This is a genomic window from Micropruina glycogenica, assembly GCF_900289045.1.
Taxonomy (GTDB): domain Bacteria; phylum Actinomycetota; class Actinomycetes; order Propionibacteriales; family Propionibacteriaceae; genus Micropruina; species Micropruina glycogenica.
This window is the reverse complement of record NZ_LT985188.1, coordinates 987849-1012296: the sequence shown is the minus strand read 5'-3', so window position 1 is coordinate 1012296 and position 24448 is coordinate 987849. Positions and strand designations below refer to the sequence as shown.

The following is a 24448-nucleotide window of genomic DNA, read 5'->3' as shown; positions in this document are numbered from 1 at the left end:
AACGGACGGGCCTGCCGAGAACAGTTTCTCGGCGGCCCGTCCGCACGCTCCCTGAGAGTGAGTGCCAGCGGTGGGTCTCGCTGGTGACGATCAACCGATGCCGACATCCGTCCGAACTACCGTGAAACCGAACTGGTGCCGTGCAATAACACGGCACCAGATCACGAACAGGGCACCAGACACTGGTGCCGGCATCGGTTGTGCGGACGCGCCCCAGCTCAGAAGTTGATCATGTGCCCCGAGATGCCCTCCACGGCCTCTTTCAGCGCCTCGGACAGTGTCGGGTGCGCGTGCACGTTGCGTCCGACTTCGTCGGCGGTCAGGTCCCACTGCTGGGCCAGGGTCAACTCGGGCAGCAACTCGGTGACGTCGGGGCCGATCATGTGTGCGCCCAGGATCTCGTTGTGCTCGGCGTCGGCCACCAGCTTGACGAAGCCGGTCGCGTCGCCCAGGCCCCACGCCTTGCCGTTGGCGCTGAAGGGGAACTTCGACACCTTGACGTCGTACCCGCGCTCTTTGGCCTGCTCTTCGGTGTAGCCGAACGAACCGATCTGCGGCTGGCAGTAGGTGGCTCGGGGAATCATGTCGTAGTTGATCGGCATGGTCTCGGCGCCGGCGATGGTCTCGGCGGCCACCACACCCTGCGCCTCGGCCACGTGGGCGAGCGCGAGCTTCATGGTGACGTCGCCGATGGCGTAGACGCCCGGCACGTTGGTGCGCATGTAGTCGTCGATCTTGATCGCACCGCGCTCGGTGAGTTCGAGGCCCAGCTTGTCGAGCCCGTAGCCCTCGGTGCGGGGCGCGAAGCCGATGGACTGCAGCACCCGGTCGGCCTCGAGCACCTTCTGGTCACCGCCCTTGGCGGGGCTGACGGTCACCTTGACGCCCGAGCCGGTGTCTTCGATCGCCTCGACCTTGGTTGAGGTGAGCACCTCGACGCCCATCTTCTTGTAGGCCTTGGCCAGTTCACGCGAGATCTCGGGGTCTTCGAGCGGCACCATGCGGTCGAGAAACTCGACGATGGTGACCTTGACGCCGTAGTTGGCGAGCACGTAGGCGAACTCGGTGCCGATGGCGCCCGAACCGCAGATGATGATCGACTCGGGCAGGTTGTCAGACAGAATCTGCTCTTCGTAGGTGAACACCCGCTCGCTGCGCGACGTTCCGGGAATCATGCGGGTGGTCGAGCCGGTGGCGAGAATGAGGTTGTCGAAGGTGACCACCTCGGTGCCGGTGTCGGTCTTCACCTCGATCGACTTGGCGTCGACGATCGTGCCCCACCCGTTGTACTCGGTGATCTTGTTCTTCTTCATCAGGTAGTGAATGCCGCCGACCATGCGGTTGCTCACGTCGCGGCTGCGGGTGAACGCCTTGCCGAAGTTGAAGGTGACCTCGCCCTCGATGCCGAACAGGTCTTTGTCGTGGGTGAAGATGTGGGCCAGTTCGGCGTTGCGAAGCAACGACTTGGTGGGAATGCAGCCCACGTTGAGGCACACACCGCCCCACCATTGCTTCTCGATGATGGCCACCTTCTGGCCAAGCTGCGCGGCCCTGATGGCAGCCACATAGCCGCCCGGACCGGCGCCCAGGACAACGACGTCGTAGTGTGCGCTCATACGCAGCACCCTAGTGGGTGAACCGGTGAGTTTTCAGCCCGTGCCCGTCCGCGTCCGCCTGGCGGTGACACCCCTAGTGGCCTGAGGGTGGCCGAACCGCCGCCGGCGCATGGCTTATGCTGCCCGGGTGGCAGAGCTCTCCCCAACCCGTGTCGGCTACCTCATTCGCGACGCGCGTCGGCAGCGCGGTCTCACCCAGCAGGAACTGGCCGACGAGTTGGGCACCTCGCCCGAAACCATCAACGACGTCGAAGAGGGCAACCGCCAGCTGTCGATCGAGTTGGTCAACCGCATCGCCGAGGCCCTCGAGCAGCCGGAGCCAGCCGGCGCCGCCCTGCACCTGCGCATTCGCGGCGAAACCAAGCTGTCGGGGGCGATCGACGTGCGCTCGTCCAAGAACGCGGCGGTGGCACTGTTGTGCGCCTCGCTGCTCAACCGGGGTCGCACGGTGCTGCGGGGCATCGCGCAGATCGAAGAGGTCAACCGCATTCTCGAGGTGCTCACCAGCATCGGCGTGCGGGCCACCTGGTCGCCCGACAAGAGCGAGCTCGAGCTCGTGCGTCCGGGGCGGTTGCGCCTCGATCACATGGACGAGGACGCCGCCCGCCGCACCCGCTCGATCATCATGTTTCTCGGCCCACTGCTGCACGACGAGCTGCTGTTCGAGTTGCCGTACGCCGGCGGTTGCAACCTGGGCACCCGCACAGTGACCCCGCACCTGCACGCGCTGCGCCAGTTCGGCCTCGACATCAAGGCCACCGAGGGCTCCTACCACGCCCACGTCGACCCGCTCGAGCCGTTCGCGCCCCGCTCGATCACGCTCACCGAACGCGGCGACACGGTCACCGAGAACGCCCTCATGGCGGCCGCCCGCCACCCGGGCGAAACCGTGATCCGTAACGCCAGCAGCAACTACATGGTGCAAGACCTGTGCTTCTTCTTGCAGGAACTCGGGGTGAGCATCGACGGCATCGGCAGCACCACCCTGCGGGTGCGCGGCCTGGCCGTGATCGACGCGGACGTGTCGTTCGCGCCGTCCGAAGACCCGATCGAGGCGATGAGCCTGCTCACCGCCGCGATCGTCACGGGATCTGAGCTCACCGTTCAGCGCTGCCCGATCGAGTTTCTCGAGATCGAGTTGGCGATTCTGGCCGAGATGGGGCTGCGCTACGACCTGTCGCCCGAATACCCGGCCCAGAACGGACGCACCCGGCTGGTCGACATCACCGTGTACCCGTCGAAGCTGCACGCGAACTCAGACAAGATTCACCCGATGCCGTTCCCCGGGCTGAACATCGACAATCTTCCGTTCTTCGCGGTGATCGCCGCGGTCGCCGACGGGCAGACCATGATTCACGACTGGGTGTATGAGAACCGCGCCATTCACCTGGTCGAACTCACCAAGCTGGGTGCTCAGGTGCAGTTGCTCGACCCGCACCGCATCATCGTCACCGGCCCCACCCGGTGGCGCGGGCAAGAGATCATCTGTCCCCCGGCGCTGCGGCCCGCGGTGTGTCTGCTGCTGGCGGCACTGGCGGCTCGCGGCACGTCGGTGCTGCGCGACGTGTACGTGATCAACCGGGGCTACGAAGACCTGCCCAACCGGCTCAACGCACTGGGCGCCCACATCGAGGTGTTTCGCGACTGAGCGGCCCCCATCATTCCGGCGCACACCGCAATACCGGGTGGTATCTCGACTGAGTGCAACGCCGCGGGTTGCCTGCCCATGCGCCGCGAAGGTGACTTGGTTGGCAGAACGCACCACTAGGCTGCTGCGCGTGCCGATCGAGTTGCTCTCCCCCGCTCAACTGACCGAGATGCGTCCAGCCGGGGCGTTCGTGGCGCAGGTGTTGACCGCGCTTGCTGAGGTCGCCGCCGTCGGGGTCGACCTGCTCGACCTGGACGCGCTCGCACACGACATGATTCGTGAGCGCGGCGCCACCTCGTGCTACATCGACTACGCGCCGTCGTTCGGCCGCGGGCCGTTCGGCAAGGTGCTGTGCACCAGCGTCAACGACGCCGTGCTGCACGGGCTGCCCCACACGTACAAGCTGCGCGACGGCGACCTGGTCAGCTTCGACTTCGCCGTGAGCGTCGACGGGTGGGTGTGCGACTCGGCGCTCAGCGTGGTGGTGGGCACCCCGCGCGATGAGGACCTGAAGCTGATCGAGGCCACCGAGGTGGCGCTGGCAAGGGCCATCGAGGTGGCCCGTCCGGGCAAGAAGGTCGGCGACCTGAGCGCCGCCATCGGGGCGACGGCCCGCGAATACGGTTACGGCGTCAACACCCAGTTCGGTGGCCACGGGGTGGGCCGCACCATGCACGGTGACCCGCACATTTCGAACGACGGCCGTGCCGGCCGGGGCTTCGCGCTTCGCCCGGGGTTGGTGATCGCCATCGAGCCGTGGCTGATGGCCGGCACCGATCAGATCGTGATGGACCCCGATGGCTGGACCATTCGCAGCGCCGACGGTTCACGCACGGCGCACAGTGAGCACACCATCGCCATCACCGACGGCGACCCGATCGTGATGACGGCGCGGTAACCGACGCCGCGCGGTTCAGGGGAACCGTCCCCTGATTCTGGGTCAGCGCACCTGGGTGACGTCGAAGTGGTAGGTCGGAGAGACGATCTCGTCTTGCGCGGCCACGAGTTGCAGTTCGCTGAGCCCCGATTCGCTGGTCTGTTTCAGCACCGAGTAGACGATGTCGCCGGTCTGTCCGACCGCCTCTGCGGCCGAGCCGCTGCGCAGGTAGTTGGCCAGGAACATGGCCGCGGTGAGGTCGCCCGAGCCCGTGAAGATGCGGTCGAGCCGGGGGGTGACCACCTGCCAGGCCCCTTCGCCGGTGACGGCCAGCATGGTCAACTCGTCGTCGGCGGTGCCGTCGACCACCACTGAGGTGACCAACACGGTCTCGGGTCCCCTGACGCGCAGGGCGTGGGCGGCGTCGATCACCGCATCGAGGGTGTGGCTTTCGTGGCCGGTGAGAAAGTCGAGCTCGAAGTGGTTGGGGGTGACGATATCGGCCTTCGGCACCACCCGGTCGCGCATGAACTCGGGAATGCCCGGCCGCACGAAGAAGCCTCGGCCCACGTCGCCCATCACCGGGTCGCAGCAGTAGATGGCCTTAGGGCTGCGCTGCTTCACCAGCTCGACGGCGTCGAGCACCACCGCACCAACCTCTTCGGCACCCTGATAGCCCGACAGCACGGCGTCCACCCGGCCCAGCACGTCACGCTCGTCGATGCCCCGGATCACCTCGGCCACTTCTGACGCGGCAAGCAGCGGCCCGCGCCATTCACCGTAGCCTGTGTGGTTCGAGAAGTGGACGGTGAGCACCGGCCACACCTCGATGCCCGAGCGCATGAGGGGAAAGGTTGCCGCGCTGTTGCCCACGTGGCCGTAGGCGACAGACGACTGGATCGAAAGGATCGTAGTCACGAGCCCATAGTCTGGCCCAGCCGAGCCGCAACCGAAAACTCGTGCACTCACCGGTCAGGGGCAGCCGCCGAGTCGCCTAGTCAGCACAAGAAGGCGTCCAACGCGGCCGCCTCCGCTTCGAGGTCGGCCGCTCGCTGCTCCTGGCCGGCGGCACGAAGTTCGGCGGCCGCCGACAGCCGTTCGTCACGCTCGGCACTGACGATCTCGAGCGCGTGCTCCTCGTCGAGTTCGCGGCGCGGCGCCTCGGCCGCACCCACCCCGACGGACGTGCCCGCGACGTGTTCGCTGGTGACGAGCGAGCCACCGCCGGCACTTGGCTGCTCGACCGAGACGGCCTCGGCGTTCTCGATGGCCGCGAGAGCCGATCGAATCGCGTTGCGACTCGGGGTGTCGCGCGCTTTCATGGCCCCCGGAAGCGCGTCGCGCAGGGCCTGACGAATGGGTGCTGAGGTGTCCGTCATGGCACCGATTATGAACCGGAACACCCGCTGCGCACCATGCGTGACAGCGTCCGTGCCCTCGCGCATACTGGGGCGCGTGCAGGCCGGCGACTACCGCTACTTCGACACCCGGTTCGCCGCACTGGCCCACCGGGGCGGCTACCTCTGCCCCGACGACCAGCCCCGCGAGAACACCCTGCACGCCTTTCGGAGCGCCGTCGAGTACGGCTACCGCTACCTCGAGACCGACGTGCACACCTCGTCGGACGGGGTGTTGTTCAGTTTTCACGACAACACTCTCGATCGCGTCACCGACGGCCGGGGCGCGCCCGAAGCCCTGCCCTGGCACGAACTGAGCAGGTTGCGGGTGGCCGGCACCGACCCGATCGTCACCATGGACGAACTGTTCGAGACCCTGCCCGAGGCCCGGTTCAACATCGACCTGAAGGTGGCCCGGGCCGTCGAACCCCTGGCCCGTGCGATCGACGCGCATCGGGCGCACGACCGGGTGTGCGTCGGGTCGTTCTCGCAGGCCCGCCTCAGCGCCTTTCGTCGACTGGCCGGACGACGGGTGGCCACCAGCGTCGGAGCGCCCGGCATCGCCCTGCGCGCGTACGCGCCCGGCGTGCGCCGGCTCGTCCGCTCCCCCGGTGTGGCGCTGCAGATACCGGTGCGGGCCTGGCACGACCGGTTGCCGGTGGTGACTCGCGGCCTCGTCCGCTCGGCGCACCAAGCGGGCCGGGTCGTGCACGTCTGGACCGTCAACGAGGCCAAGGAGATGCACCGGCTGATCGACCTCGGTGTCGACGGCCTGGTCAGCGACCGCATCGACGTGTTGCGCGACGTGCTGATCGAGCGCGACCTGTGGGAAGGAAACCGATGAAGAGCACCCGGCAGCAGCGCGCCTGGTACTGGTACGACTGGGCCAACTCCGCCTACGTCACCACGACCGCCACGGTGATTCTGGGGCCCTACCTCACCAGCATCGCCACGCGGGCCGCCTGCCCCGACCTGTCCGCAGGCGAGGTGTGCAGCACGCCGGTGAACCTGCTCGGCTTCGCTGTGCTGCCGGGTGCTGTACACCCCTTTCTGGTCACCATCTCGACGATCCTCAGCCTGGTCGCGCTGCTGATCATCGGCGTGATCGCCGACCGGTCGAAGCACCCGCAGTGGTGGCTGGGGGGCCTGGCCTGGGTGGGCGCTGCAGCGGCATCCGCGATGTTCTTCGTGGCCGACACCAACTGGCAGCTCGGCGCGGTGCTGATGATCGTCGCCAACGTGTGCGTCGGGGCGTCCCAGGTGATCTACGACGGCATTCTGGTGCGCATCGCCCAACCCGACGACCGCGACCGGGTGTCGAGTCGCGGCTGGGCGTTGGGCTACCTGGGCGGTGGGCTGCTGCTGGCGATCAACCTGGTGACGATGACCGCGTATGAGTCGCTGGGCATCAGTTACGGGCTGGCGATCAGGCTGAGCCTGTTGTCGGCGGGGCTGTGGTGGGGGCTGTTCACGCTGATTCCGGTGATCGGGCTGCGGTCGCTGCCACCCCGCGCCCTGGACGGTCTGCAGGCGCGAGCAACGGTGCGCACCAACCCGGTGCGCCAACTGGCCAACACCTTCGCCGACCTGCGCAACTACCCGCAGACGCTGCTGTTTCTGGCCGCCTACCTGTTCTACAACGACGGCATTCAGACCGTGATCGGCCAGTCGAGCCTGTACGCGCAGTCGGAACTGCAGATGTCGACCTCGCAGGTGATGATCACGTTTCTGCTCACCCAGTTCGTCGCGTTCGGCGGTGCCTTGCTGTTCGGACGGGTGGCCGGTGTGCTGGGCGCCAAACGCACCGTGCTGATCGGCATCGTGATCTGGTTCGCCGTGGTGGCCGTGGCGTTCTTTCTGCCGGCGGGGGTGTTCGTCGCGTTGCTGGCATTGGGGGCCGCGATCGGCCTGGTGATGGGCGGCACGCAGGCGCTGAGCCGGTCGATGTATTCACAACTGGTGCCCAAGGGCCGCGAGGCCGAATACTTCAGCTTCTATCAGGCGATGGAACGGGGCACGAGTTGGCTGGGCACGCTGAGCTTCGCACTGGTCTTTCAGTTCAGCCAGAGCTACCGTCTCGCGATTCTCGCTCTGGTGGTGTTCTTCCTTGTCGGCGGGCTGTTACTGACCAGGGTCGACATGCGCAAGGGAATACTCGAGGCCGGAAACGTGTTACCCAAGGTCTTGTGAACCGCTTGGTCACACGGAGTAGCTTGGGGGACGGTACGGCCGTCACCCCGGCCGTCCGGCGGAGGGAGAGGCATGGCTGAACGATCGTTGCGCGGGTCCGGGTTGGGCTCGAAGAGCTTCGCCGACGGCGCGGGAGTCGAGTTCGCAGCCCGTCAAGACATCGGTTTCGACTGCCCCAAGGGCCATCATTTCTCGATCACCTTCGCCGAAGAGGCCGAGTTGCCCACCGCGTGGGAATGCCCGCGCTGCGGTGCCGTGGCGCGCCGGTCGGACGGCGTCGAACCCGAGGCGAAAGAGGTCAAACCGCCCCGCACCCACTGGGACATGCTGCGCGAGCGCCGCTCGATCGAAGAGCTCGAGGAACTGCTCGCCGAACGTTTGGACGAGATCCGCGGCAACGACTGAGGCTCCCGCTGGTCGCTTGGTTGCGTTCTGTTGCCGCGGAGCGGAGGCGCCCCTGTCCCGCCCCTGCTGAACTGCTCGGCTAGCGCCTCGCAGTGCGCAAACGCCCGACCACACCCTGACAGGGGCGCCCCCGCTCCGCTTGACACGTGCAGGTCTACCGTCATTCCGGCGAACGCCGGAATCTCCGCACTGCCATGCCACAGGACGGAACGCGCAATCGCGGGCCAGCCCCGTACGAGATGCCCGCGTCCGCCGGGATGACAGAGAAGTTGGGTGCTGACGAGCCCCGCAGAAGCCAGGGTTGAGCAAACCCTCGCGAGATTGCGTCCGAGTTGAGGGGCAGTCACGCGTACTGAGGCGAGCGGCCCCCCAAATCGGACGCAATCTCGCGCGGGAATGGGTCTGGACAAGCTCGACCGACGGGTCGCTCAGGGTTCGATCTCGCCCTTGATCACGATCTGATCCGACGGGGGCTCAGGATCCTTGCGCGGCGCGTCGTCGGGCACGGTCTCGCCACGAATCAGGGTGTCGCGCTCGACCTTGGCCCGCATGACGTCCAAATCGAGGCCCGAGCGTGCCGCTCGGCGGGCGATGAACAGGTGCAGCAGGTTGCGGGCGATCGGCCGGGTGAACGGCAGCAGAAAGATCAGCCCGAAGATGTCGGTGAAGAAGCCGGGCAGCATCAGCATGACGCCGCCGACCATCACCAGCACGGCGTCAAGCATTTCGCCCGTGGGCAGCTTGCCGGTCGTGATCGCGGTGTTGAGCGCCCGCCACGTCTTCGACCCTTCGCGCCGCATCAGCCACGCACCGAGAAACGCCTCGGCGATCAGCAACCCGATGGTGGGCAGGGCCCCGATGCGCTGACCCACAGCGACCAGCAGCCACACCTCGATGATCGGAACGGTGATGAAGAACACCAGGAGCAGCGGCGCCAGCCAGGGCCGGCGCGCGCGGGGCTGCTGCGGGGTGGTCACGCGTCGCTGTCCTTCGGGTTGGACCCCTGCGGGCCACCCTTCGACGTGTCGGCGACCCGAGCCTTGATGCGTTCGGTCAGTTCGGCCACCGCGTGGCTGGCCTGCGCGGCGTACTTCTCGACCTCGGGGCCGAGCTGGTCGGACGCCTCCGCGGCCAGCTTCGACACCTCGCGGCTGAGCCGCTGGGCCTCGGCGACGACCTTGTCGGTGACGTCGTGGGCGACGTGCTGGGCCTGCTCGGCGTACTTGGCCACACCGGGGCCCACCTTGTCGCCCACCTCGCCGGCCAGGGTGGCGTTGTCTTTGGCGTAGCCCAGCCAGTCGGCGAACTGGTGGGTGCGCTTGGCCAGCCCCCAGCGGGTGGTCAGCAGCATGGCCTCGGCCACGATGCCGCCGCTCATCTTCGAATCGCCGCGCTGGCGCTCGATGAACTCGATCGGCACCTCGGCGACGGTGTAGCCGTGCTCGACCGCCCGGCGGGCCAGGTCGACCTGAAAGGCGTAGCCGGCCGACTCGATGCCGTCCAAGCCGATACCGCGCAGGGTGTCGGCGCGAAAGGCGGTGAAGCCGCCGGTGACGTCCTTGATCGGCAGGCCGAGAAGGGTGCGCGACCACAGCGAGCCGCCCTGGCTGAGCAGCTTGCGGTGCCACGGCCAGTTGACCACCGATCCGCCCTGCACCCAGCGCGAACCCTTCACCATGTCGGCGGTGCGCAGCGCCCGCAGCATGCTGGGCAGTTGCTCGGGCTGGTGCGAGCCGTCGGCGTCGTGCTCGACCAGCACGCCGTAACCACGCTCCAGACCCCAGCGGAACGACGCCACGTACGTGGCGCCGAGGCCCTCTTTGGCCTTGCGGTGCAGCACATGCACGTGATCGTCGGCGGCGGCCAGGTCGTCGGCGAGCCGTCCGGTGCCGTCGGGTGAGTTGTCGTCGGCGATCAACACGTCGGCATCGGGCACCGCCGCGCGCAGGCGGGCCACGATCGGGCCGATGTTCTCGGCCTCGTTGTAGGTGGGAATGATGACGAGCACCGCGCCCAGTTCGGCCCAGTCGGGCGTGGTAGCGGTGTTGCTCGCGGGTTGCGTCACGGGGTCTCCTGAATCGGGTCGTCCGAACCATTCTGCCGCACCGGTTCACGTCGCCGGCCACGAACCACCAGGAGTGCGAGAGCGGCCACGGTGATCAGGCTGCCGCCCAGTTCGAGCCAACCCGACAGCCATACCGCGGGCGTGAGTCCGCTGCGCAGAGGCAGTTCGACCACACCCGAGGCCGGCTGAAACTCGGGCAGCGTGAACGCCACCGAGCCGTCCGGCCTGATCAGCCCCGAGGTGCCGGTGGTGGTGACGACCAGCACGTCTCGGCGCAGTTCAGCCGCCCGGGTGCGGGTGATCGCGAACTGCTGCGGCACCTGCGTGGTGCCCACGTACATGGCGTTGCTGCTCTGCACCACGTTGATCTGCGCACCCCCGAGCACCGTGTCGTGCACGGTGGCGTCGTAGGCGACCTCGTAGCAGATCAGGTCGCCGACCGCGACGGTGCGGTCGGGCAGCTGGACGTTCAGCACGCCCGGCCCTGTGCCGGGTATCGATTGGGCGCCCACGTAGGCGACCACCGGAAAGAGCGGTTCGAGCAGACCACGCAACGGCACCCATTCGCCGAAAGGCACCAGGTTGCGCTTGTCGTAGCGGGCCTGAGCGCCGGTGACGGGATCCCACACGATCGCGGCGGTCTGCCGCTCGTTGGGGCCGGGTCCGTCGGTGATGGTGCCGATCAGAATGGGTACGTTCACCGCAGCCACGGCCTGTTTGACCAGTTGATTCGTCAGGGTGTCTGTGAACGGGTCCATGTCGGTGCCGTTCTCGGGCCAGACCACGAAGTCGGGCCTGGCCACCTCACCGGCGGCTATCTTGGCGGCCAAGCGCTCGGTTTCGGCCACGTGGTTGCGGGTCAGGGTGCGCGGGGCGCCCAAACCGTACACGCCCCCGCCGGGCGCGTTGCCCTGCACGTAGCCCACCGAGACGGTGCCGGTCTCGGTGCCGGCCGGCACCAGCAGCCCCAACGTGCCGCTGAGCAGCACGACGACGGCGGTGCCCAGACCCAGCGCTCGACGCCGCAGGCCCTGCGCGCTCAGCACCGTCCAGGCCAGCAGCTGGGCCACCAGGGCGACGGCGAACGTCGCCCCCGGAACGCCGACCAGTGGCAGCACACCGGCCAGCGGCGAGTCGATCACCGTGTAGCCCAGGCGCAACCAGGGAAAGCCGCCGAACGGCTGATTCGAGAACGTGTACTCGGTGAGCACCCAGCAGCCGGCGGCCAGCTGGGGCCAGTAGCGGGAGCGTCCGGCCAACCGAAGCAGTAGGGCCAGACCGGCCAGAAAGACGGCTTCGAGACCGGCCAGGCCGAGCATCGCCTCGGTGAAGATCACGCTGAGCCAGCGAATAGCGATCAGGTACAGGCCCAGCCCGTAACACAGGCCCGTGAGGGCGGCCTGCCGCCAGCCGGGAGCGGTGATGGCGAGCAGTGAGAAGGCCGCGACACAACCGATCAGCACCGGCCACCAACCCACAGGGGCGAAGCCGAGCGAGGCGGTCGCGCCGGTCAGGCCGGCCAGTGAACCGCGCACCCACCACGGCAGGGCGTGCAGGCGGTCGGTCACCCAGGAATGCTACCCAGCGCCGCGGACCTCAGAGCACGACCCGGTCGCGGTACGGCACCGACAGCACCAGCGTGGTCAGCGTCGACACTCCGGCGGCGATGCGAATCTGCGCAAGCAGCGCCTCGAGCTCGGCCGGGGTTTCGACCTGCACGATGAGTATGTAGCTGGCGTCGCCGGCCACGGAGTAGCACGACACGATGTTGTTCAGGTGCGCGAGCCGCTCGGGAATCTGGTCGTCGGTGGCGGGGTCCGAGCCCTTCAACGCGATGAAAGCCGTCAGCACAAGGCCCAATGCCTCGGCGCTGATCTCGGCGCGGTAACCGGTGATCAGCCCGCGCTGCTCCAACCGGCGCACCCGTTGCTGGGCAGCGCTGGTCGAGAGGCCCGTTTCGCGGCCGATGTCGGTGTACGACATGCGCCCGTCCTTGGCCAGCAACGTGAGTATCTGGCGGTCCGTGCTCTCCATGACGTAATCGTGTCACTATGTGCGGATGAACCGGCCGAATCTGCAACTTTTCGACACGGCATCGCTGTACTTCAGGGCTTTTTTCGGCTTGCCAGGCAGCCTTCGGGCGCAGGACGGGCAGAGCGTCAATGCCGTGCGCGGCCTGCTCGATTTCATGGCCAGGTTCATCACCGACTACCGACCCACCCACGCGGCCGCCTGCTGGGACAACTCGTGGCGTCCGGCTTGGCGGGTCGAACTGGTGCCGACGTACAAGGCGCACCGGGTGCTGGCCGGCGACGTCGAAGTGGTGCCCGACGAACTGACGCCGCAGGTGCCGCTGATCCTGGCCGTGCTGGACGCGCTCGGCATCGCCGTGGTGGGCGCCGATGGGTTCGAGGCCGATGACGTCATCGCCACCCTGGCGGCGCGTTCGTCCATGCCGGTCGAGGTGATCACCGGTGACCGCGACCTGTTTCAACTCGTCGACGACGCCCGCTCGGTGCGCGTGCTGTCGGTGGTGAAGGGCGTCCGCAACCACGAGGTGTTCGACGAGACCGCACTGGTGGCCAAGTACGGCATCGGGGGCGCCGGCTACGCCGACTTCGCCACGCTGCGCGGCGACGCCTCGGACGGACTACCGGGTGTCGCCGGCATCGGCGAGAAGACCGCGGCGAAGCTGATCGCCGACCACGGCGACCTCGAGGGGGTGCTGGCGGCGGCCTCGGCCAAGAAGCTCTCCCCCGCCCTCACCGCTCGGCTCAGCGCCGGCATCGACTACCTGGGGCCGGCGCGCGAAGTGGTGCGGGTGCGCACCGACGTACCTTTGGACGTCACCGAGGCCGACCTGCTGCTGCCCACCGAACCGGCCAAGCCCGAGGTGTTCGCCGAACTGGCCGACCTGCTCAACCTGGGCGGGCCGGCGGAGCGGATCGTCGCGGCGCTGGCGTTGAACGCGTGAACCGAAGGAACCGTCCCCGTTGGTTCAGGGGACGGTTCCTTCGGTTCAGCGGGCCAGGCGCGCCAGCAGGGCGTCCGGGTCGTGCCGGTAGGCATCCAGCGGCAGTTCGCCGGCGCTGAGTGCTTCGAGGGTGTCGGTGAGCAGCGCGTTGACGGGGGTGGGCACACCCGCCTGTTCGCCGCCGCGTGCGACGGCGCCGTTGAGAAAGCTGACCTCGGTGCGGCCGCGGCCACCGTGCAGGTCGATGTGAAAGCTGGGCATCTTGTCGCCGCGGCCGGCGCCCAGGGCTTTGGTGAGGGCCGGCTGGGCGATGAAGCGTGGCAGCTTGGTGGCCCACGCGAGGGCGCGCACCGGGGTACCCGGTAGGTCGACCACCCGGTAACCCTTGGCCTTCATGACCGCCAGACATTCGGCCAGCACGGCCACTTCGATGGTGTAACTGCGCTTGTCGGCGAAGAGTTCGGCGACGGTTTCGTCCAGAATCGCCGAGGTCGCGTTGCCGGTGAGGTTGGTGAGCAGCTTCGACCACTTCATCGACGGCGCGTCGTCGAACGCCTTGCCCGAGAGGCCCGCGCGGTCGAGTGCCTCGACCAGCGGCTGAGCGAGTGGGTGGCCAAGGGCCACGCCGATGCCGCGGTGCTTCTCTTCGACCACCTCACCCACGCCCGGCTTGCTGACGGCGGTGGCGACCGTGCCGGCGATCACCTTGTCGGCACCCAGGGTGGCCGCGATGGTCGGTTCGTTGTCGACGCCGTTCTGCAACGACAAGATGGTGGGCACCTCGTACCCGGTGGCCAGCAGCTCGTCGAGGGCGGTCTGGGTGTCGAACGACTTCAGCGCGAACACGCCGATGTCGTAGGGCCCGTGGGCCAGCGCCTCTGCGGCACTGCCATGCACGGTGACGTCGCGCACGACGCGGGTGGTGTCGGCGGTGTGCACCTTGAGCCCGTGCTCGGCGATCACGGCCGCGGTTTCTGGACGTTCGATGAACGTCACCTCGTCACCCGCGGCGGCCAGGCTGCCGCCCACGTAGGTGCCGATCGCGCCCGCGCCCAGAAACAGGAACTTCATGGGTAGGACTCTCCCGGCTCGGCGCCCGGACGGCAAGCAGACCCGCCCGAGCGCCGCAGCAGGCGTGCGGGGTTACTTGAGTACGGACTCGAGCTTGGGCACCAACTGGTCGATGGCGTAGGTGGTGGCCAACGTGGTGCCCAACGAGTAGGCGGACGCCAGGTCGCCGTCGATCACCACGGCCCGGCCGTCCTTCACGGCGGGAATCGCCTTCCAGGCCGCGTCGCCGGTGAGCTGATCGGTTTTGATGAAGATCGGGAAGGCGACGATCACGTCGGCGTCGGCCTGGTCGAGGTTCTCGGGCGACAGGGTGACCGAGAATCCGGTGGCGTTGGCCTTCGACGCGGCGATCCGCGGGTTCTGCACGAAGCCGAGGTTCTGCATGAACGTGACCCGCTCGCTGCCCTCGATGTAGGCGCCCCAGCCTTCGGCGGTCTTGGTGACGGCGCTCATCGTCTTGCCCTTCCAGTCGGGGTGGGCGGCCGCGGCGGAAGCGAAGGCGTCCGTGACCTGCTTGAGCAGTTCCTCGCCCTTCGCCTTCTCGCCCAGGGCGGTGGCGATCATCGTCATCTGCTGGGTCGCGTTGGTCAGGTAACTGTCGCCGCCGGCGGGCACGCCGACGGTGGTGGCGATGCTCTTCAGCCGTTCGTAGCGCGCCTGGTCGCCGGAGCCCTTCACGTCGAGAATCAGGTCGGGCTTGAGCGCGGCGATCTTCTCGTACTCGGGCTCCATGGTGCCGATCAGCGTGGGCGCGGTGCTGTACAGCCCCTTGGCCCACGGCCCGACGCCCTCACCGCCGAAGCCGAGCCAGTCGGACGCGCCCACCGGCTGTACGCCGAGCGCCAGCGCGGTCTCGGCGTCGCCCCAGCCCAGCGCCACCACCCGGGTGGGCTTGGCGTTGATCGTGACGCCGCCGAACTTGGTGGCGACGGTGGCCGGAAAGGCCGAATCGGCCGGCGCCGACGCCGAACCGGACGATGCCGGCGCCGCCGACGTGGCGGCCGGCCCGGACGAGCAGGCGGCCAGGCCCGCTGCGAGAGTTGCCACGATTGCGGCGGCGAGAGCGCGAAAACGCATGAAAATCCTTTGCTCGGCAGGCTGCGGTTGCAGATTTTAGGTAAGGCTAGCCTATGATCACGCGCGTGACCTCTGTGCGTCCGCGACCGAGCCTCGCCACCGAAGGGACGCGCGAAACACCGAGTCCAGCGGCCCGCGCAGGCGGTTTCGTGGTGCTGCTGGTGGCCCTGGCCGCGGCCGTACTGGCCAGCCTCGCGGTCGGCACGCGGGCCATTCCCCCGGCCGAGGTGCTGCAGATTCTGCTGGGCAACGACACCGGCGCCAACGCGTCGGTGATCAACGACCTGCGCGTGCCGCGCACACTGATCGGGCTGGTCGCCGGTGCCGCGTTGGGTGTGTCGGGTGCCCTGATTCAGGCCGTCACCCGTAACCCGCTGGCCGACCCGGGCATTCTGGGCGTCAACGCGGGCGCGGCGTTCGCGATGGCGATCGGCACCGGTCTGGCGGGCGTCACCGGCTCGTTCGGCACCCTGGCGCTCGCCTACGCCGGAGCGTTCGGCGCGTCGGTGCTGGTGTACGCCATCGGGTCGCTGGGCGCAGATGGCGGCAGCCCGGTGCGGCTCATTCTGGCCGGTGTCGCACTGGGGGCTGTGCTCGCCGGCATCACCAGTGCCATCGTGCTGACCGATCGTGCGCGGTTCGCCGGCATGACGGCGTGGCAGTCGGGCTCGCTGCTCGACCGCGACGTGGGTCTGCTCACGTGGGCCGGGCCGCTGGTGCTGCTCGGGCTTGGTGTCGCGCTGGCCATCGGGTCGTCTCTCAACGCCATCGCCCTGGGTGACGACCTGGCGTCCGCCCTGGGCGCCCGCGTGGTGCGCACCCGGGTGTTCGCGGTGTTGGCCGTCATGCTGCTGGCCGGCAGCGCCACCGCCCTGGCGGGGCCGATCTCGTTCGTCGGGCTGATGGTGCCGCACGCCGTGCGTTGGATCGTGGGGCCCGACCAGCGCTGGATCATCGCCCACTCGGTGCTGGCCGCGCCCGTGCTGCTGCTGCTCGCCGACGTGGCGGGCCGGGTGGTGATGCCGCCCGGCGAGTTGCCGGCGGGCATCGTGACCGCCCTGATCGGCGCGCCCGTGCTGATCGTGCTGGTGCGGCGGCGCAGGGCGAGTGAACTGTGAGCGCCGAGCTAGCCGACCGGACGTCGCTCGACCCGCGGTCCGAATCGCTGCCGGTGCCCCTGATCGGCGGCTGGGTGCCGCGCCGCGGCGTGGTGGTGGCGGTGGCGTCGGTGCTGCTGACGCTGGCGCTGGCCGTTGTCGCACTCGGCTTCGGCGACCTGCCGCTCTCGCCCGCCGAGGTGGTGCAGGCGCTGTTCGCCACCGACGGCGGCTTCATCACCACCGTCGTGCGCGACTGGCGGCTGCCGCGGGTGCTGGGGGCGGTGGTGTTCGGCGGCGCGCTGGCGATCTCGGGCGCGATCTTTCAGTCGCTGACCCGCAACCCGCTGGGCTCGCCCGACGTGATCGGCTTCGCCACCGGCGCCTACACCGGGGCCCTGATCGCGTTGACCGTGATCGGCACCGGCGCGGTGTCGCTGTCGCTGGGTGCCCTGGTGGGCGGCCTGGCGACGGCCGTCGTGGTCTACCTGCTGGCCTACCGGCGCGGCATGCAGGGCTTTCGGCTGATCATCGTGGGCATCGCCGTGACGGCGATGCTTCAGTCGGTGAACCTGTTTCTGCTGCTGCGGGCGCAAGAAGAAGTAGCGATGGCGGCGTCCATCTGGGGCGCGGGGTCGCTGTCGTTGATGAACTGGGGCACGTTGCTGCCCGCCGTGATCGCCCTGGCGGTGTGTCTGCCCGGGCTGCTGCTGGTGCCGCAGTTGCGGCAGCTCGAATTGGGCGACGACGCGGCTGCGGCACACGGCGTCGACGTCGAACGGTCGCGCCTCGGGCTGGTGCTGTTCGCGGTGGCCCTGGTGGCGATCGTGACCGCTGCGACGGGGCCGATCGCCTTCGTGGCGCTGGCCGCGCCGCAGGTGGCCCGCCGACTGGCGGGCAGCGCCGGCATTCCGATCGCCGGGTCGGCGTTCATCGGGGCGCTGCTGCTGCTCAGCGCCGACCTGATCGCACAACACACCCTGCCCGTCGACGTGCCGGTGGGCATCGTCACCGTCGTGCTGGGCGGCTTCTACCTGCTCACCCTGCTGATTCAAGAAGCGAGGCGTCGCACATGAGCGCATCGATCCCGTCCCCCGGCCGGCTGCGCGCCGAGTCCGTCACGCTGCGCTACGACCAGCGCGTGGTGAGCACCGGGTTGAGCGTCGACGTGCCGGGCGACGAGTTCACCGTGATCATCGGCCCGAACGCCTGCGGCAAATCCACTCTGCTGCGCTCGCTGTCGCGGCTGCTGCGGCCCGCCGCGGGTGAGGTCACGTTGGACGGCCGGTCGTTGGCGTCGTTCAAGCCCAAAGAGTTCGCGCGCACCGTGGGGCTGTTGCCGCAGTCGTCCATCGCGCCCGAGGGCATCACGGTGGTCGACCTGGTGAGCCGTGGCCGATTCCCTTATCAGAAGCTGGTGCGGCAGTGGACCGACGCAGACGAGGCCGCAGTCCGCGACGCGATGACGGCCACCAACGTGGCCGAACTGGCCACCCGTGAGGTGGCCGAGCTGTCGGGGGGCCAGCGGCAGCGGGTGTGGGCGGCCATGGCGATCGCCCAGCAGACGCCGATTCTGCTGCTGGACGAGCCGACCACCTACCTCGATCTCACCCACCAGATCGAGATGCTCGACCTGTTCGCCCGCCTGCATCGGGCCGGCACCACCATCGTGGCGGTGCTGCACGACCTCAACCAGGCGGCCCGCTACGCCACTCACCTGATCGTGCTCAAGGCCGGTGAGGTGATCGCGACCGGCGCGCCGTCCGAGGTGTTGACCGAACACCTGGTGCGCGAGGTGTTCGAACTGAACTGCGTGGTGATGCCCGACCCCGTCTCGGGAACGCCGTTGATCGTGCCGACGGACGGCGAGTGGCGCTGAGTGGGGACGGTTCCTAACTCGCGCCACCCCCACATCTAGTGGTGCGGACCGATGTGGCGCGCTATAGGAACCGTCCCCAACTCGCGCCAGGTCAGTTGAGCCGCGTGAGCGCCACCAGGTCGTAGTTCACCGCTCCGGACGGCACCGTGCTGTGGCAGGTGAGCAATTCGGGCGGACGAGCCTGATGCCGCACGTCCACCCGGTAGGTGCGACCCTCGGCCGACAGCGTCACCGAGAACAGGGTGCCGTCGCGGCGCAGCCGCTGCACCCGCACGGCGTCCACCTCGCGCAAACCGAGGCGCTCGCGCAGCGCGTGCTCCGCGGCCTGCTCGGGCCAGGGCACCGTGCAGTGCCCGCGGTAGTGCGGCAGGGTCAACAGGCCGGCGAGGTGGTCGGCCACCACGTCGGGGGCCTCGTCGGGGGTCAGCCGTCCGTAACTGTGCGCCTGCGGCATCACCAGCAGGTTGGCGGCGAACCGGTCACCGCCCAGGTGCGAGCTCTCCCAGGTGAGATCGGGCCACCGGGCGGCGATGGCCGCAGCCAGCGGACGGCCACGCTCGGCGCAGCAGGCGTCGTGCCGGCCGTGGGTGCACACCAGCAGCACCGGCTCGTGGTGCGCGCTCAGCCCCACACCCGCCCCGCCGACGATGCCGTCGAGGTCGAACTGAGCCACCTCGGCCAGGTTGTCGACCGTCGTGGTCTCGCACCACCCGTAGCGGGCGTTGATCACGAACACGCGACGGGGCCCGGTGAGGTAGCGGCCCGGCCGGCGAATCAGCAGCGGACGCACCCCCAACTCGCGATGCCAGTGCAGCAGCGGCTCACGCACCGGCCCCGGCAGGCGTTGGCTGCGCAGAATCTCGGGCCCCCACGGGCCCGGGTCCTCCAGCAGCAGAAAGTGCCGCACCGTCGAGGCCGTGCCGGCCAGGGGTTCGCCGCGCTGCTCACTCGCCACCGAGCAGCGCACGGTCATCGGACGACTTCCAGCAGTCCTTCGCGCACCATCCGCCGGGTCAGCACGATCGCGCCCGCCGCGTCGAGGTGGTCGTGCAGGTCACGCGGCCGCAGCTCGTCGTGGGCCAACAACTCGCGCACCGCCGGTTCGATGCGAGCCGGCACGGTGACCCGGCGATCGCCCAGCAGTAGATGCAGCCGCTCCCCCGCCGGACGCAGCAGGCACGTGCTGCCCGCCCGTCGGCGCAGCAGGGTGTCGTCGTCGATGCCGGGCGCGTTCAGCACGTCGAGTAGCGCGCCGCCGAGCAGCGGCTGCCGTCCGGTGGCGAAGGCACGTTCGTGGGTGGCGACCACGCCCGCCGCGTCGGCGTCACGCACGGCGTCGGCGAAGGTCGCCAACCGGTCGCGAAGGGCGGCGGCCAGGGCCTCGGGGTCGTCGAACAGAGCCGCCGGTAGCGGGTCGTCCGCGGCCGCCAGCAAGGGGTCGACGACGCGTTTGAGCAGGTCGCGCCACACGTAACGGTTAATGCCCACCGTGACGTGCAGCGAGGCGGTGGCCTGCGTGCGGGCCGCGTGCGGGGTGCCGGTGGGCAGGTACATCGACACGCCGGGCACCATGTCGACCTGATGGACGCCCTCGGCGTCATGCACCTCCCACTGCTTGGCCCCGAACGTCTGAAACACGAACACGTCGTGGGTGTCTGAATGCAGCGCGAAGCCCTGCGAACCCGGCGGGGTCAGGTAGGCGTTGGCCTGGCAGGGGTGCCCCAACTGCTCTTCGAGCCCTCGGACGAGCTCGCGCAGCGGCTGCCAGTAGCGCTGCAGCCCCTGAAACACGATGGTGGCGCCGTCTGCGAACTCGTCGAGCACCTTGCGGGCGTCGACCAGGCCGGTGAGCGGCTTGCCCGCGATCGTGGCGTGTTTGGTGAATCGCGCTTCGGGCAGCACCGAGCCGCTCTTGGCCAGCCGCAGCTGAGGCGTGCGCAGCGCGTTCTCGGTGATCAGGTGGTCGGCCTGGTCGATGCCGAAGATGCCCTCGAGCAGACCAGGCTCGACGTGATGCACGAGAATCCGGCGACCCCACACCTCGCGAACGAAGGTGTCGGGGTCGCCGGACAGAATGCTGAGCGGGTTCATGCTCAGGCGTCTACTCCGTCGGCGTCGCCACCATCGGTGCCGTCACCGTCCGTGCCGTCACCGTCCACACCATCGGTGCCGTCACCGTCGGTGCCGTCGCCATCCACACCGTCGGTGCCGTCACCATCGGTGCCGTCACCGTCAACACCGTCGGCGTCGCCGACCGGGCCCGAACCGGGTACTGCGTCGCTGACGATCTCGTCGTCAGACAGGCTTTCGGTCATGATCTCTCCTTCGTGATCGGCGCCGCCGGTTGCGACGAGGGGTTCTGTTGCCAACTTAGTGCGCGGCCCGCACCGCGACCAGCCCGCTCAGGGGTGTAACGGACGGCTCACCGTCGCTCGCCGAGGTACGCCACGACGCGCTCGATGATCGCCTGCTCGGCGCTCGCCCGGTCGACGCTCGGCATACCGTCGCCCGCCTGCGGGCCGTAGCGGCCGAAGAAGGCGTGCACCGAGCCTGGAACAACCTCCAGCCGACTGCTGGGCGACAGTTGCGCCATGCCACCTCGAACCTTGGCCGCGTCAGCCACCTGGTCGTTCTCGCCCATCAACGAGAGGCTCGAAAAGCGGGTGCCGGTCAGGTCGATGCCGCCGGCCGGGTAGGCGGCGAGCAGAATCAGGCCGCTGAGTTTATCGGCGTGACGCGAGGCGTAGTCGGCGGCCATCGCGCCGCCCAACGAGTGCCCCCCGATCACCACCGTGCGGCCGGCCGCGTAGTGGGCGATCAGGGCGTCCGCCCGGTCTTTGCCGGTGACCGCGAGGTCGGCGAAGAACTCGGGAATGACCGTCTGCACACCCTGCTCGGCCAGCGCGCGGCCCAGCCACTCGTACGCCTGCGGACGCACCAAGCCCCCTGGGTACAGCACCAACAGCAGGTCGCCGTCGCTGGTTTCGGGCCTGATCGACAGCACCCGTCCGCCGACGTCGTCGAGGCTCACCCTCGCACGCGCCGAGGCTGCGTCGGTGATGGCGTCCTGGCCCGGCACCAGCGCCGGACGGAACACGAACGGCTGCGCCCATGCGATGCCGTAGCCGAGCAGCCCGACGACGATCAGTAGCAGCGCACGACGAAGACGGGTCATGCCCCGACCCTAGGCCCAACGTGGGACGAGAATTGCGATACATCTGCGGGGGGTAATACTTTGCTTTAGGTTAGGCAAGGCTAACCGACTGACACTCACCAAACAGAAGCAGCGAACCGCACGTGCTGGCAACCTTCATCATCGGCCTCCGCGAGGGCCTCGAGGCCGCGCTCATCGTCGGCATCATCGCCGCGTTCCTGCGCCGCAACGGCCGCTCGCTCACCCCGATGCTGATCGGCGTCGGGGCCGCGGTGCTGCTCAGCCTGGCGGTCGGTATCGGCCTCAAGCTCGTCGAACAGAGCCTCCCCCAGGCCGCCCAAGAGGGCATGGAGGCGATCATCGGCGTCGTCGCCATCGTGTTCGTCACCGGCATGATCCTGTGGATGACCACCAACGCGCGTGGTCTGAAACGTGACCTCGAAGCGCACGCCACCGAGGCGCTCGGCGAGGGCACCAGCCGAGCACTGGTGCTGATGGCGTTTTTGGCCGTGCTCAAAGAGGGCTTCGAGACCTCGGTGTTTCTGCTCGCCACGTTCTCGGCCTCGACCAACGCCGGCCTGGCGGCCACCGGCGCAGCGCTGGGCATTCTCACCTCGGTGGTCATCGGCTACGGCCTGTTCACCGGCGGCATGAAGCTCAACCTGGGCAAGTTCTTCAGCTACACCAGCGGGTTTCTGCTGCTGGTCGCGGCCGGCCTCGTGGTGAGCACGCTGGGCACCATGCATGAGGCCGGGTGGCTCAACGCCGGGCAGCAGCGCGTGCTCGACCTGTCGTGGCTCGCCCCCACCGGTTCGGTGCAGGGCGCTCTGTTCACCGGGGTGCTCGGCATTCCGCCCTACCCGGTGCTGATTCAGGTGGTGGGCTGGTTCGCGTACCTGATTCCGATGTGCGCCTACCTCTACTGGCCCAAGAAGCTCCGGCCGGACGCGCGGGGCGCAGTCCGCCTGCGCTACGCCGTCGCCGGGGCCCTCGGCGTGGGGGCAGTGGTGATGGTCGCCGCCGTCGGCCCGGCCACCATGCAGTCGCTCGGGGCCGCCACCGTGGTCGATGCGCAGGGCAGTCAGGTCGGCACGATCGCCGTCGCCGGCAGTACCGCCACCCTGACCGTCGGCTCACAAGCCAACCCCGTCGACCTCACCCAGGGTCAGTCGGTCGCCCACGCCACGGTGCCCGACGCCGTGCAGTACACGATGCCGGTGCAGGCCGCCACCGCCGGCCTGCCGGCTCAGCTCACCCTGGACGAACTCGTGCAACTCAACGGCGGACGGCTGCCGGTCGGCGTCAACCCCGACGTGGCCAAGGGCCCGTTCACCACCACGTGGACGCACGCCGGCGACCGCACCCTGTGGCTGACCAACGGCGAAGTGCTCGACTTCAACCAGACCTCGACGATCGCCGTGACGATTGCTGGCGGGGGCCTGCCGAACCCGCGCACCCTCACCGTCGCCGGCACCCTGCCCGACGGCACGGCCGTGGCGTCCGGTTCTCTCACAGCCGACCCCACACACGTCACGAGGGCGGCGAGCGCCGCCACCCAACTGCGCGTCGACCAGCAGGAACGCACGTTCTGGGGCCGGGTGTTCCCCGGTGTTCTGCTGCTCACCGCCCTGCTCACCCTGTTCACCGCCGTCCGCGCCCAGCGCCGGCTGACCTCGGTGGCCGAACCGGCTGCCACCCCCGTGCCAGCAACAAGGAGGAATCTCAATGTCTAGGTTCACAGCGGCCGCCGGTGTCGCGGTCGCGGCGGTGGCCCTCACCACCGCCGCGTGCGCCACCACGGCGCCCACCACCCAGACCAGCGGCACCGCGTCGGCGTCCGCGCCGGCCGACGGCAGCGCCCCGGTCACCGGTGGTGCCGCCCAGGTGAAGGTGACGCTCACCAACAACGGCAGCGACACCTGCGCCGCAGACTTCACCACGGCGCCGGCCGGCCCCGTCACGTTCACCGTCGAGAACGTCAGCGCCAGCGGCATCACCGAGGTCGAGTTGCAGAACGAGCTCAAGATTCTGGGCGAGAAAGAGAACCTGGCCCCGGGGCTGCCGGCCAGCAGCTTCACCGTCACCCTGGACGGCGGCACGTACACGCTGTACTGCCTGGGCGCGACCCCCGAAACCCAGACGTTCACCGTCACCGGCCAGGCCGCCGCGTCGCCGACCGGCAGCACGGCGACGCTGCTCAACGCCGGCGCCAAGGACTACGCCACCTGGGTGGTTGGCCAGTCCGAGGAGCTGAAGACCGCAGTCACCAACCTGAAGACCGCCATCGACGCCGGCGACCTCGCCAAGTCGAAGGCCGCCTACGTCAACGCCCGCACCTTCTACGAGAAGATCGAGTCCGACGTCGAGGGCTTCGTGATGCCCGGCTTCAAGGTGGGCGACAACAAGGGCAACCTCGACTACCTGATCGACATGCGGGCGTCCAACCTCGACGAGAAGGTCGGCTGGTCGGGCTTCCACGCCATCGAGCGCGACCTGTGGAAGACCGGCACGATCGGCGACAGCACCAAGAAGTACTCCGCCGACCTCGAGACCAACGTCGGCAAGCTGGTCGACGTGGTGAAGACCCTCACCTTCAAGCCCGAAGACCTCGCCAACGGCGCGGCCGCCCTGCTCGAAGAGGTGCAGTCGAACAAGATCACCGGCGAAGAAGAAGAGTTCAGCCACACCGACCTGATCGACTTCGCCGCCAACGTCGAAGGCGCCCGGCAGGCGTTCGCCTACCTGCAGCCCGGGCTGGAGAAGATCGACGCCGCCTTGATGACCGAGGTCGTCACCCAGTTCGATAACGTGGACGCCGAGTTGGCCAAGCTGCGCGACTCCAGCGCGCTGGGCGGGTACATCACCTGGAACGACGCCAACAGGGCCAAATACCGCAAGACGCTGAGCCAGGCGGTGCTGAGCCTGCAGCAGCCGATGCAGAAGATCGCCGAGAAGGTCGCCACCGCCCAGTAAGGGCCGGCTTTGGACGACTGCCGAG

General features: G+C 68.8%; 23 protein-coding genes and 1 pseudogene. 11 read left to right on the top strand and 13 right to left on the bottom strand.

Going from position 1 to position 24448, the window contains the following annotated elements:
• Window positions 1-218: 218 nt before the first annotated feature.
• Window positions 219-1616, bottom strand: coding sequence for a dihydrolipoyl dehydrogenase (gene lpdA, locus MPLG2_RS04735; protein ID WP_105185149.1), 1398 nt, complete (start codon window positions 1614-1616; stop codon window positions 219-221).
• Between the two features lie 109 nt (window positions 1617-1725).
• Between lpdA and MPLG2_RS04730 the strand changes: the two genes are divergently transcribed.
• A complete protein-coding gene (locus MPLG2_RS04730; RefSeq protein ID WP_408632049.1) occupies window positions 1726-3264 on the top strand; it encodes a UDP-N-acetylglucosamine 1-carboxyvinyltransferase in 1539 nt (512 codons plus the stop codon).
• Window positions 3265-3364: 100 nt separating this feature from the next.
• On the top strand, window positions 3365-4162 hold the full coding sequence (map, locus tag MPLG2_RS04725; RefSeq protein WP_269459170.1) for a type I methionyl aminopeptidase: 798 nt from the start codon (window positions 3365-3367) through the stop codon (window positions 4160-4162).
• A gap of 42 nt (window positions 4163-4204) precedes the next feature.
• On the opposite strand, the gene pdxY is transcribed toward map, so the two are convergent.
• Together pdxY and MPLG2_RS04715 are read right to left on the bottom strand one after the other, a co-directional pair.
• Window positions 4205-5059, bottom strand: coding sequence for a pyridoxal kinase PdxY (gene pdxY, locus MPLG2_RS04720; RefSeq protein WP_105185146.1), 855 nt, complete (start codon window positions 5057-5059; stop codon window positions 4205-4207).
• An 80-nt stretch (window positions 5060-5139) separates the two neighbouring features.
• Window positions 5140-5520 (bottom strand): GatB/YqeY domain-containing protein, encoded by a 381-nt coding sequence (locus tag MPLG2_RS04715; protein ID WP_105185145.1) that lies wholly within the window; start codon window positions 5518-5520, stop codon window positions 5140-5142.
• A gap of 76 nt (window positions 5521-5596) precedes the next feature.
• Here MPLG2_RS04715 and MPLG2_RS04710 point away from each other — a divergent pair, with 76 nt between their 5' ends.
• From MPLG2_RS04710 to MPLG2_RS04700, 3 genes are all read left to right on the top strand, one after another.
• Window positions 5597-6382: a glycerophosphodiester phosphodiesterase gene (locus MPLG2_RS04710; protein WP_231935808.1), complete on the top strand. Its 786-nt coding sequence runs from the start codon at window positions 5597-5599 to the stop codon at window positions 6380-6382.
• Window positions 6379-7728, top strand: coding sequence for an MFS transporter (locus tag MPLG2_RS04705; protein WP_105185143.1), 1350 nt, complete (start codon window positions 6379-6381; stop codon window positions 7726-7728). The genes MPLG2_RS04710 and MPLG2_RS04705 overlap by 4 nt, the downstream gene beginning before the upstream one ends.
• A gap of 72 nt (window positions 7729-7800) precedes the next feature.
• Window positions 7801-8133, top strand: coding sequence for an RNA polymerase-binding protein RbpA (locus MPLG2_RS04700; RefSeq protein ID WP_105185142.1), 333 nt, complete (start codon window positions 7801-7803; stop codon window positions 8131-8133).
• 428 nt (window positions 8134-8561) lie between these two features.
• On the opposite strand, the gene MPLG2_RS18315 is transcribed toward MPLG2_RS04700, so the two are convergent.
• From MPLG2_RS18315 to MPLG2_RS04680, 4 genes and pseudogenes are all read right to left on the bottom strand, one after another.
• Window positions 8562-9110, bottom strand: a complete 549-nt coding sequence (locus MPLG2_RS18315; protein WP_158680879.1) for an FxsA family protein — start codon at window positions 9108-9110, stop codon at window positions 8562-8564.
• 266 nt (window positions 9111-9376) lie between these two features.
• Window positions 9377-10198 (bottom strand): annotated as a pseudogene (locus tag MPLG2_RS04690) (polyprenol monophosphomannose synthase); the annotation flags it as partial.
• Window positions 10195-11766 (bottom strand): apolipoprotein N-acyltransferase, encoded by a 1572-nt coding sequence (gene lnt / locus MPLG2_RS04685; RefSeq protein WP_105185141.1) that lies wholly within the window; start codon window positions 11764-11766, stop codon window positions 10195-10197. The pseudogene MPLG2_RS04690 and the gene lnt, both read right to left, overlap by 4 nt.
• Window positions 11767-11794: 28 nt before the next feature.
• Complete coding sequence (locus tag MPLG2_RS04680; protein ID WP_105185140.1) at window positions 11795-12232, bottom strand: Lrp/AsnC family transcriptional regulator; 438 nt, start codon at window positions 12230-12232, stop codon at window positions 11795-11797.
• A 25-nt stretch (window positions 12233-12257) separates the two neighbouring features.
• Here MPLG2_RS04680 and MPLG2_RS04675 point away from each other — a divergent pair, with 25 nt between their 5' ends.
• Window positions 12258-13172 (top strand): 5'-3' exonuclease, encoded by a 915-nt coding sequence (locus MPLG2_RS04675; protein WP_105185139.1) that lies wholly within the window; start codon window positions 12258-12260, stop codon window positions 13170-13172.
• A gap of 45 nt (window positions 13173-13217) precedes the next feature.
• On the opposite strand, the gene MPLG2_RS04670 is transcribed toward MPLG2_RS04675, so the two are convergent.
• A complete protein-coding gene (locus tag MPLG2_RS04670; RefSeq protein ID WP_105185138.1) occupies window positions 13218-14243 on the bottom strand; it encodes a ketopantoate reductase family protein in 1026 nt (341 codons plus the stop codon).
• Between the two features lie 72 nt (window positions 14244-14315).
• Complete coding sequence (locus MPLG2_RS04665; protein ID WP_105185137.1) at window positions 14316-15320, bottom strand: iron-siderophore ABC transporter substrate-binding protein; 1005 nt, start codon at window positions 15318-15320, stop codon at window positions 14316-14318.
• Between the two features lie 65 nt (window positions 15321-15385).
• Between MPLG2_RS04665 and MPLG2_RS04660 the strand changes: the two genes are divergently transcribed.
• From MPLG2_RS04660 to MPLG2_RS04650, 3 genes are read left to right on the top strand one after another with little or no spacing between them, the layout of a single operon-like run.
• A complete protein-coding gene (locus MPLG2_RS04660; RefSeq protein WP_231935806.1) occupies window positions 15386-16438 on the top strand; it encodes a FecCD family ABC transporter permease in 1053 nt (350 codons plus the stop codon).
• Complete coding sequence (locus tag MPLG2_RS04655) at window positions 16435-17493, top strand: FecCD family ABC transporter permease (protein ID WP_231935805.1); 1059 nt, start codon at window positions 16435-16437, stop codon at window positions 17491-17493. The genes MPLG2_RS04660 and MPLG2_RS04655 overlap by 4 nt, the downstream gene beginning before the upstream one ends.
• Window positions 17490-18296: an ABC transporter ATP-binding protein gene (locus MPLG2_RS04650; protein WP_105185135.1), complete on the top strand. Its 807-nt coding sequence runs from the start codon at window positions 17490-17492 to the stop codon at window positions 18294-18296. The genes MPLG2_RS04655 and MPLG2_RS04650 overlap by 4 nt, the downstream gene beginning before the upstream one ends.
• Window positions 18297-18387: 91 nt before the next feature.
• Here MPLG2_RS04650 and MPLG2_RS04645 read toward each other — a convergent pair whose 3' ends face one another.
• The 4 genes from MPLG2_RS04645 to MPLG2_RS04630 form a co-directional block, all read right to left on the bottom strand.
• Entirely contained in the window at window positions 18388-19269 is an 882-nt protein-coding gene (locus tag MPLG2_RS04645; RefSeq protein ID WP_105185134.1) for a sucrase ferredoxin, read from the bottom strand.
• Entirely contained in the window at window positions 19266-20387 is a 1122-nt protein-coding gene (locus MPLG2_RS04640) for a JmjC domain-containing protein (RefSeq protein ID WP_105185133.1), read from the bottom strand. Before MPLG2_RS04640 ends, MPLG2_RS04645 begins: the two co-directional genes overlap by 4 nt.
• A gap of 2 nt (window positions 20388-20389) precedes the next feature.
• Complete coding sequence (locus MPLG2_RS04635) at window positions 20390-20611, bottom strand: hypothetical protein (RefSeq protein ID WP_105185132.1); 222 nt, start codon at window positions 20609-20611, stop codon at window positions 20390-20392.
• A gap of 107 nt (window positions 20612-20718) precedes the next feature.
• Complete coding sequence (locus MPLG2_RS04630) at window positions 20719-21471, bottom strand: alpha/beta hydrolase (protein ID WP_105185131.1); 753 nt, start codon at window positions 21469-21471, stop codon at window positions 20719-20721.
• A 122-nt stretch (window positions 21472-21593) separates the two neighbouring features.
• Here MPLG2_RS04630 and efeU point away from each other — a divergent pair, with 122 nt between their 5' ends.
• A complete protein-coding gene (gene efeU / locus MPLG2_RS04625; RefSeq protein WP_105185130.1) occupies window positions 21594-23183 on the top strand; it encodes an iron uptake transporter permease EfeU in 1590 nt (529 codons plus the stop codon).
• Complete coding sequence (efeO, locus tag MPLG2_RS04620; protein ID WP_105185129.1) at window positions 23176-24423, top strand: iron uptake system protein EfeO; 1248 nt, start codon at window positions 23176-23178, stop codon at window positions 24421-24423. Before efeU ends, efeO begins: the two co-directional genes overlap by 8 nt.
• The last annotated feature ends 25 nt before the right edge of the window (window positions 24424-24448 follow it).

What these genes read in the sequence shown, in the direction of transcription:
- lpdA (WP_105185149.1), bottom strand. Translation starts at nt 1,616, where the DNA reads ATGAGCGCACACTACGACGTCGTTGTCCTGGGCGCCGGTCCGGGCGGC.
- MPLG2_RS04730 (WP_408632049.1), top strand. Translation starts at nt 1,726, where the DNA reads ATGGCTTATGCTGCCCGGGTGGCAGAGCTCTCCCCAACCCGTGTCGGC.
- MPLG2_RS04715 (WP_105185145.1), bottom strand. Translation starts at nt 5,520, where the DNA reads ATGACGGACACCTCAGCACCCATTCGTCAGGCCCTGCGCGACGCGCTT.
- MPLG2_RS04705 (WP_105185143.1), top strand. Translation starts at nt 6,379, where the DNA reads ATGAAGAGCACCCGGCAGCAGCGCGCCTGGTACTGGTACGACTGGGCC.
- MPLG2_RS04700 (WP_105185142.1), top strand. Translation starts at nt 7,801, where the DNA reads ATGGCTGAACGATCGTTGCGCGGGTCCGGGTTGGGCTCGAAGAGCTTC.
- MPLG2_RS04680 (WP_105185140.1), bottom strand. Translation starts at nt 12,232, where the DNA reads ATGGAGAGCACGGACCGCCAGATACTCACGTTGCTGGCCAAGGACGGG.
- MPLG2_RS04675 (WP_105185139.1), top strand. Translation starts at nt 12,258, where the DNA reads ATGAACCGGCCGAATCTGCAACTTTTCGACACGGCATCGCTGTACTTC.
- MPLG2_RS04670 (WP_105185138.1), bottom strand. Translation starts at nt 14,243, where the DNA reads ATGAAGTTCCTGTTTCTGGGCGCGGGCGCGATCGGCACCTACGTGGGC.
- MPLG2_RS04665 (WP_105185137.1), bottom strand. Translation starts at nt 15,320, where the DNA reads ATGCGTTTTCGCGCTCTCGCCGCCGCAATCGTGGCAACTCTCGCAGCG.
- MPLG2_RS04650 (WP_105185135.1), top strand. Translation starts at nt 17,490, where the DNA reads ATGAGCGCATCGATCCCGTCCCCCGGCCGGCTGCGCGCCGAGTCCGTC.
- MPLG2_RS04645 (WP_105185134.1), bottom strand. Translation starts at nt 19,269, where the DNA reads ATGACCGTGCGCTGCTCGGTGGCGAGTGAGCAGCGCGGCGAACCCCTG.
- MPLG2_RS04640 (WP_105185133.1), bottom strand. Translation starts at nt 20,387, where the DNA reads ATGAACCCGCTCAGCATTCTGTCCGGCGACCCCGACACCTTCGTTCGC.
- MPLG2_RS04635 (WP_105185132.1), bottom strand. Translation starts at nt 20,611, where the DNA reads ATGACCGAAAGCCTGTCTGACGACGAGATCGTCAGCGACGCAGTACCC.
- MPLG2_RS04630 (WP_105185131.1), bottom strand. Translation starts at nt 21,471, where the DNA reads ATGACCCGTCTTCGTCGTGCGCTGCTACTGATCGTCGTCGGGCTGCTC.
- efeO (WP_105185129.1), top strand. Translation starts at nt 23,176, where the DNA reads ATGTCTAGGTTCACAGCGGCCGCCGGTGTCGCGGTCGCGGCGGTGGCC.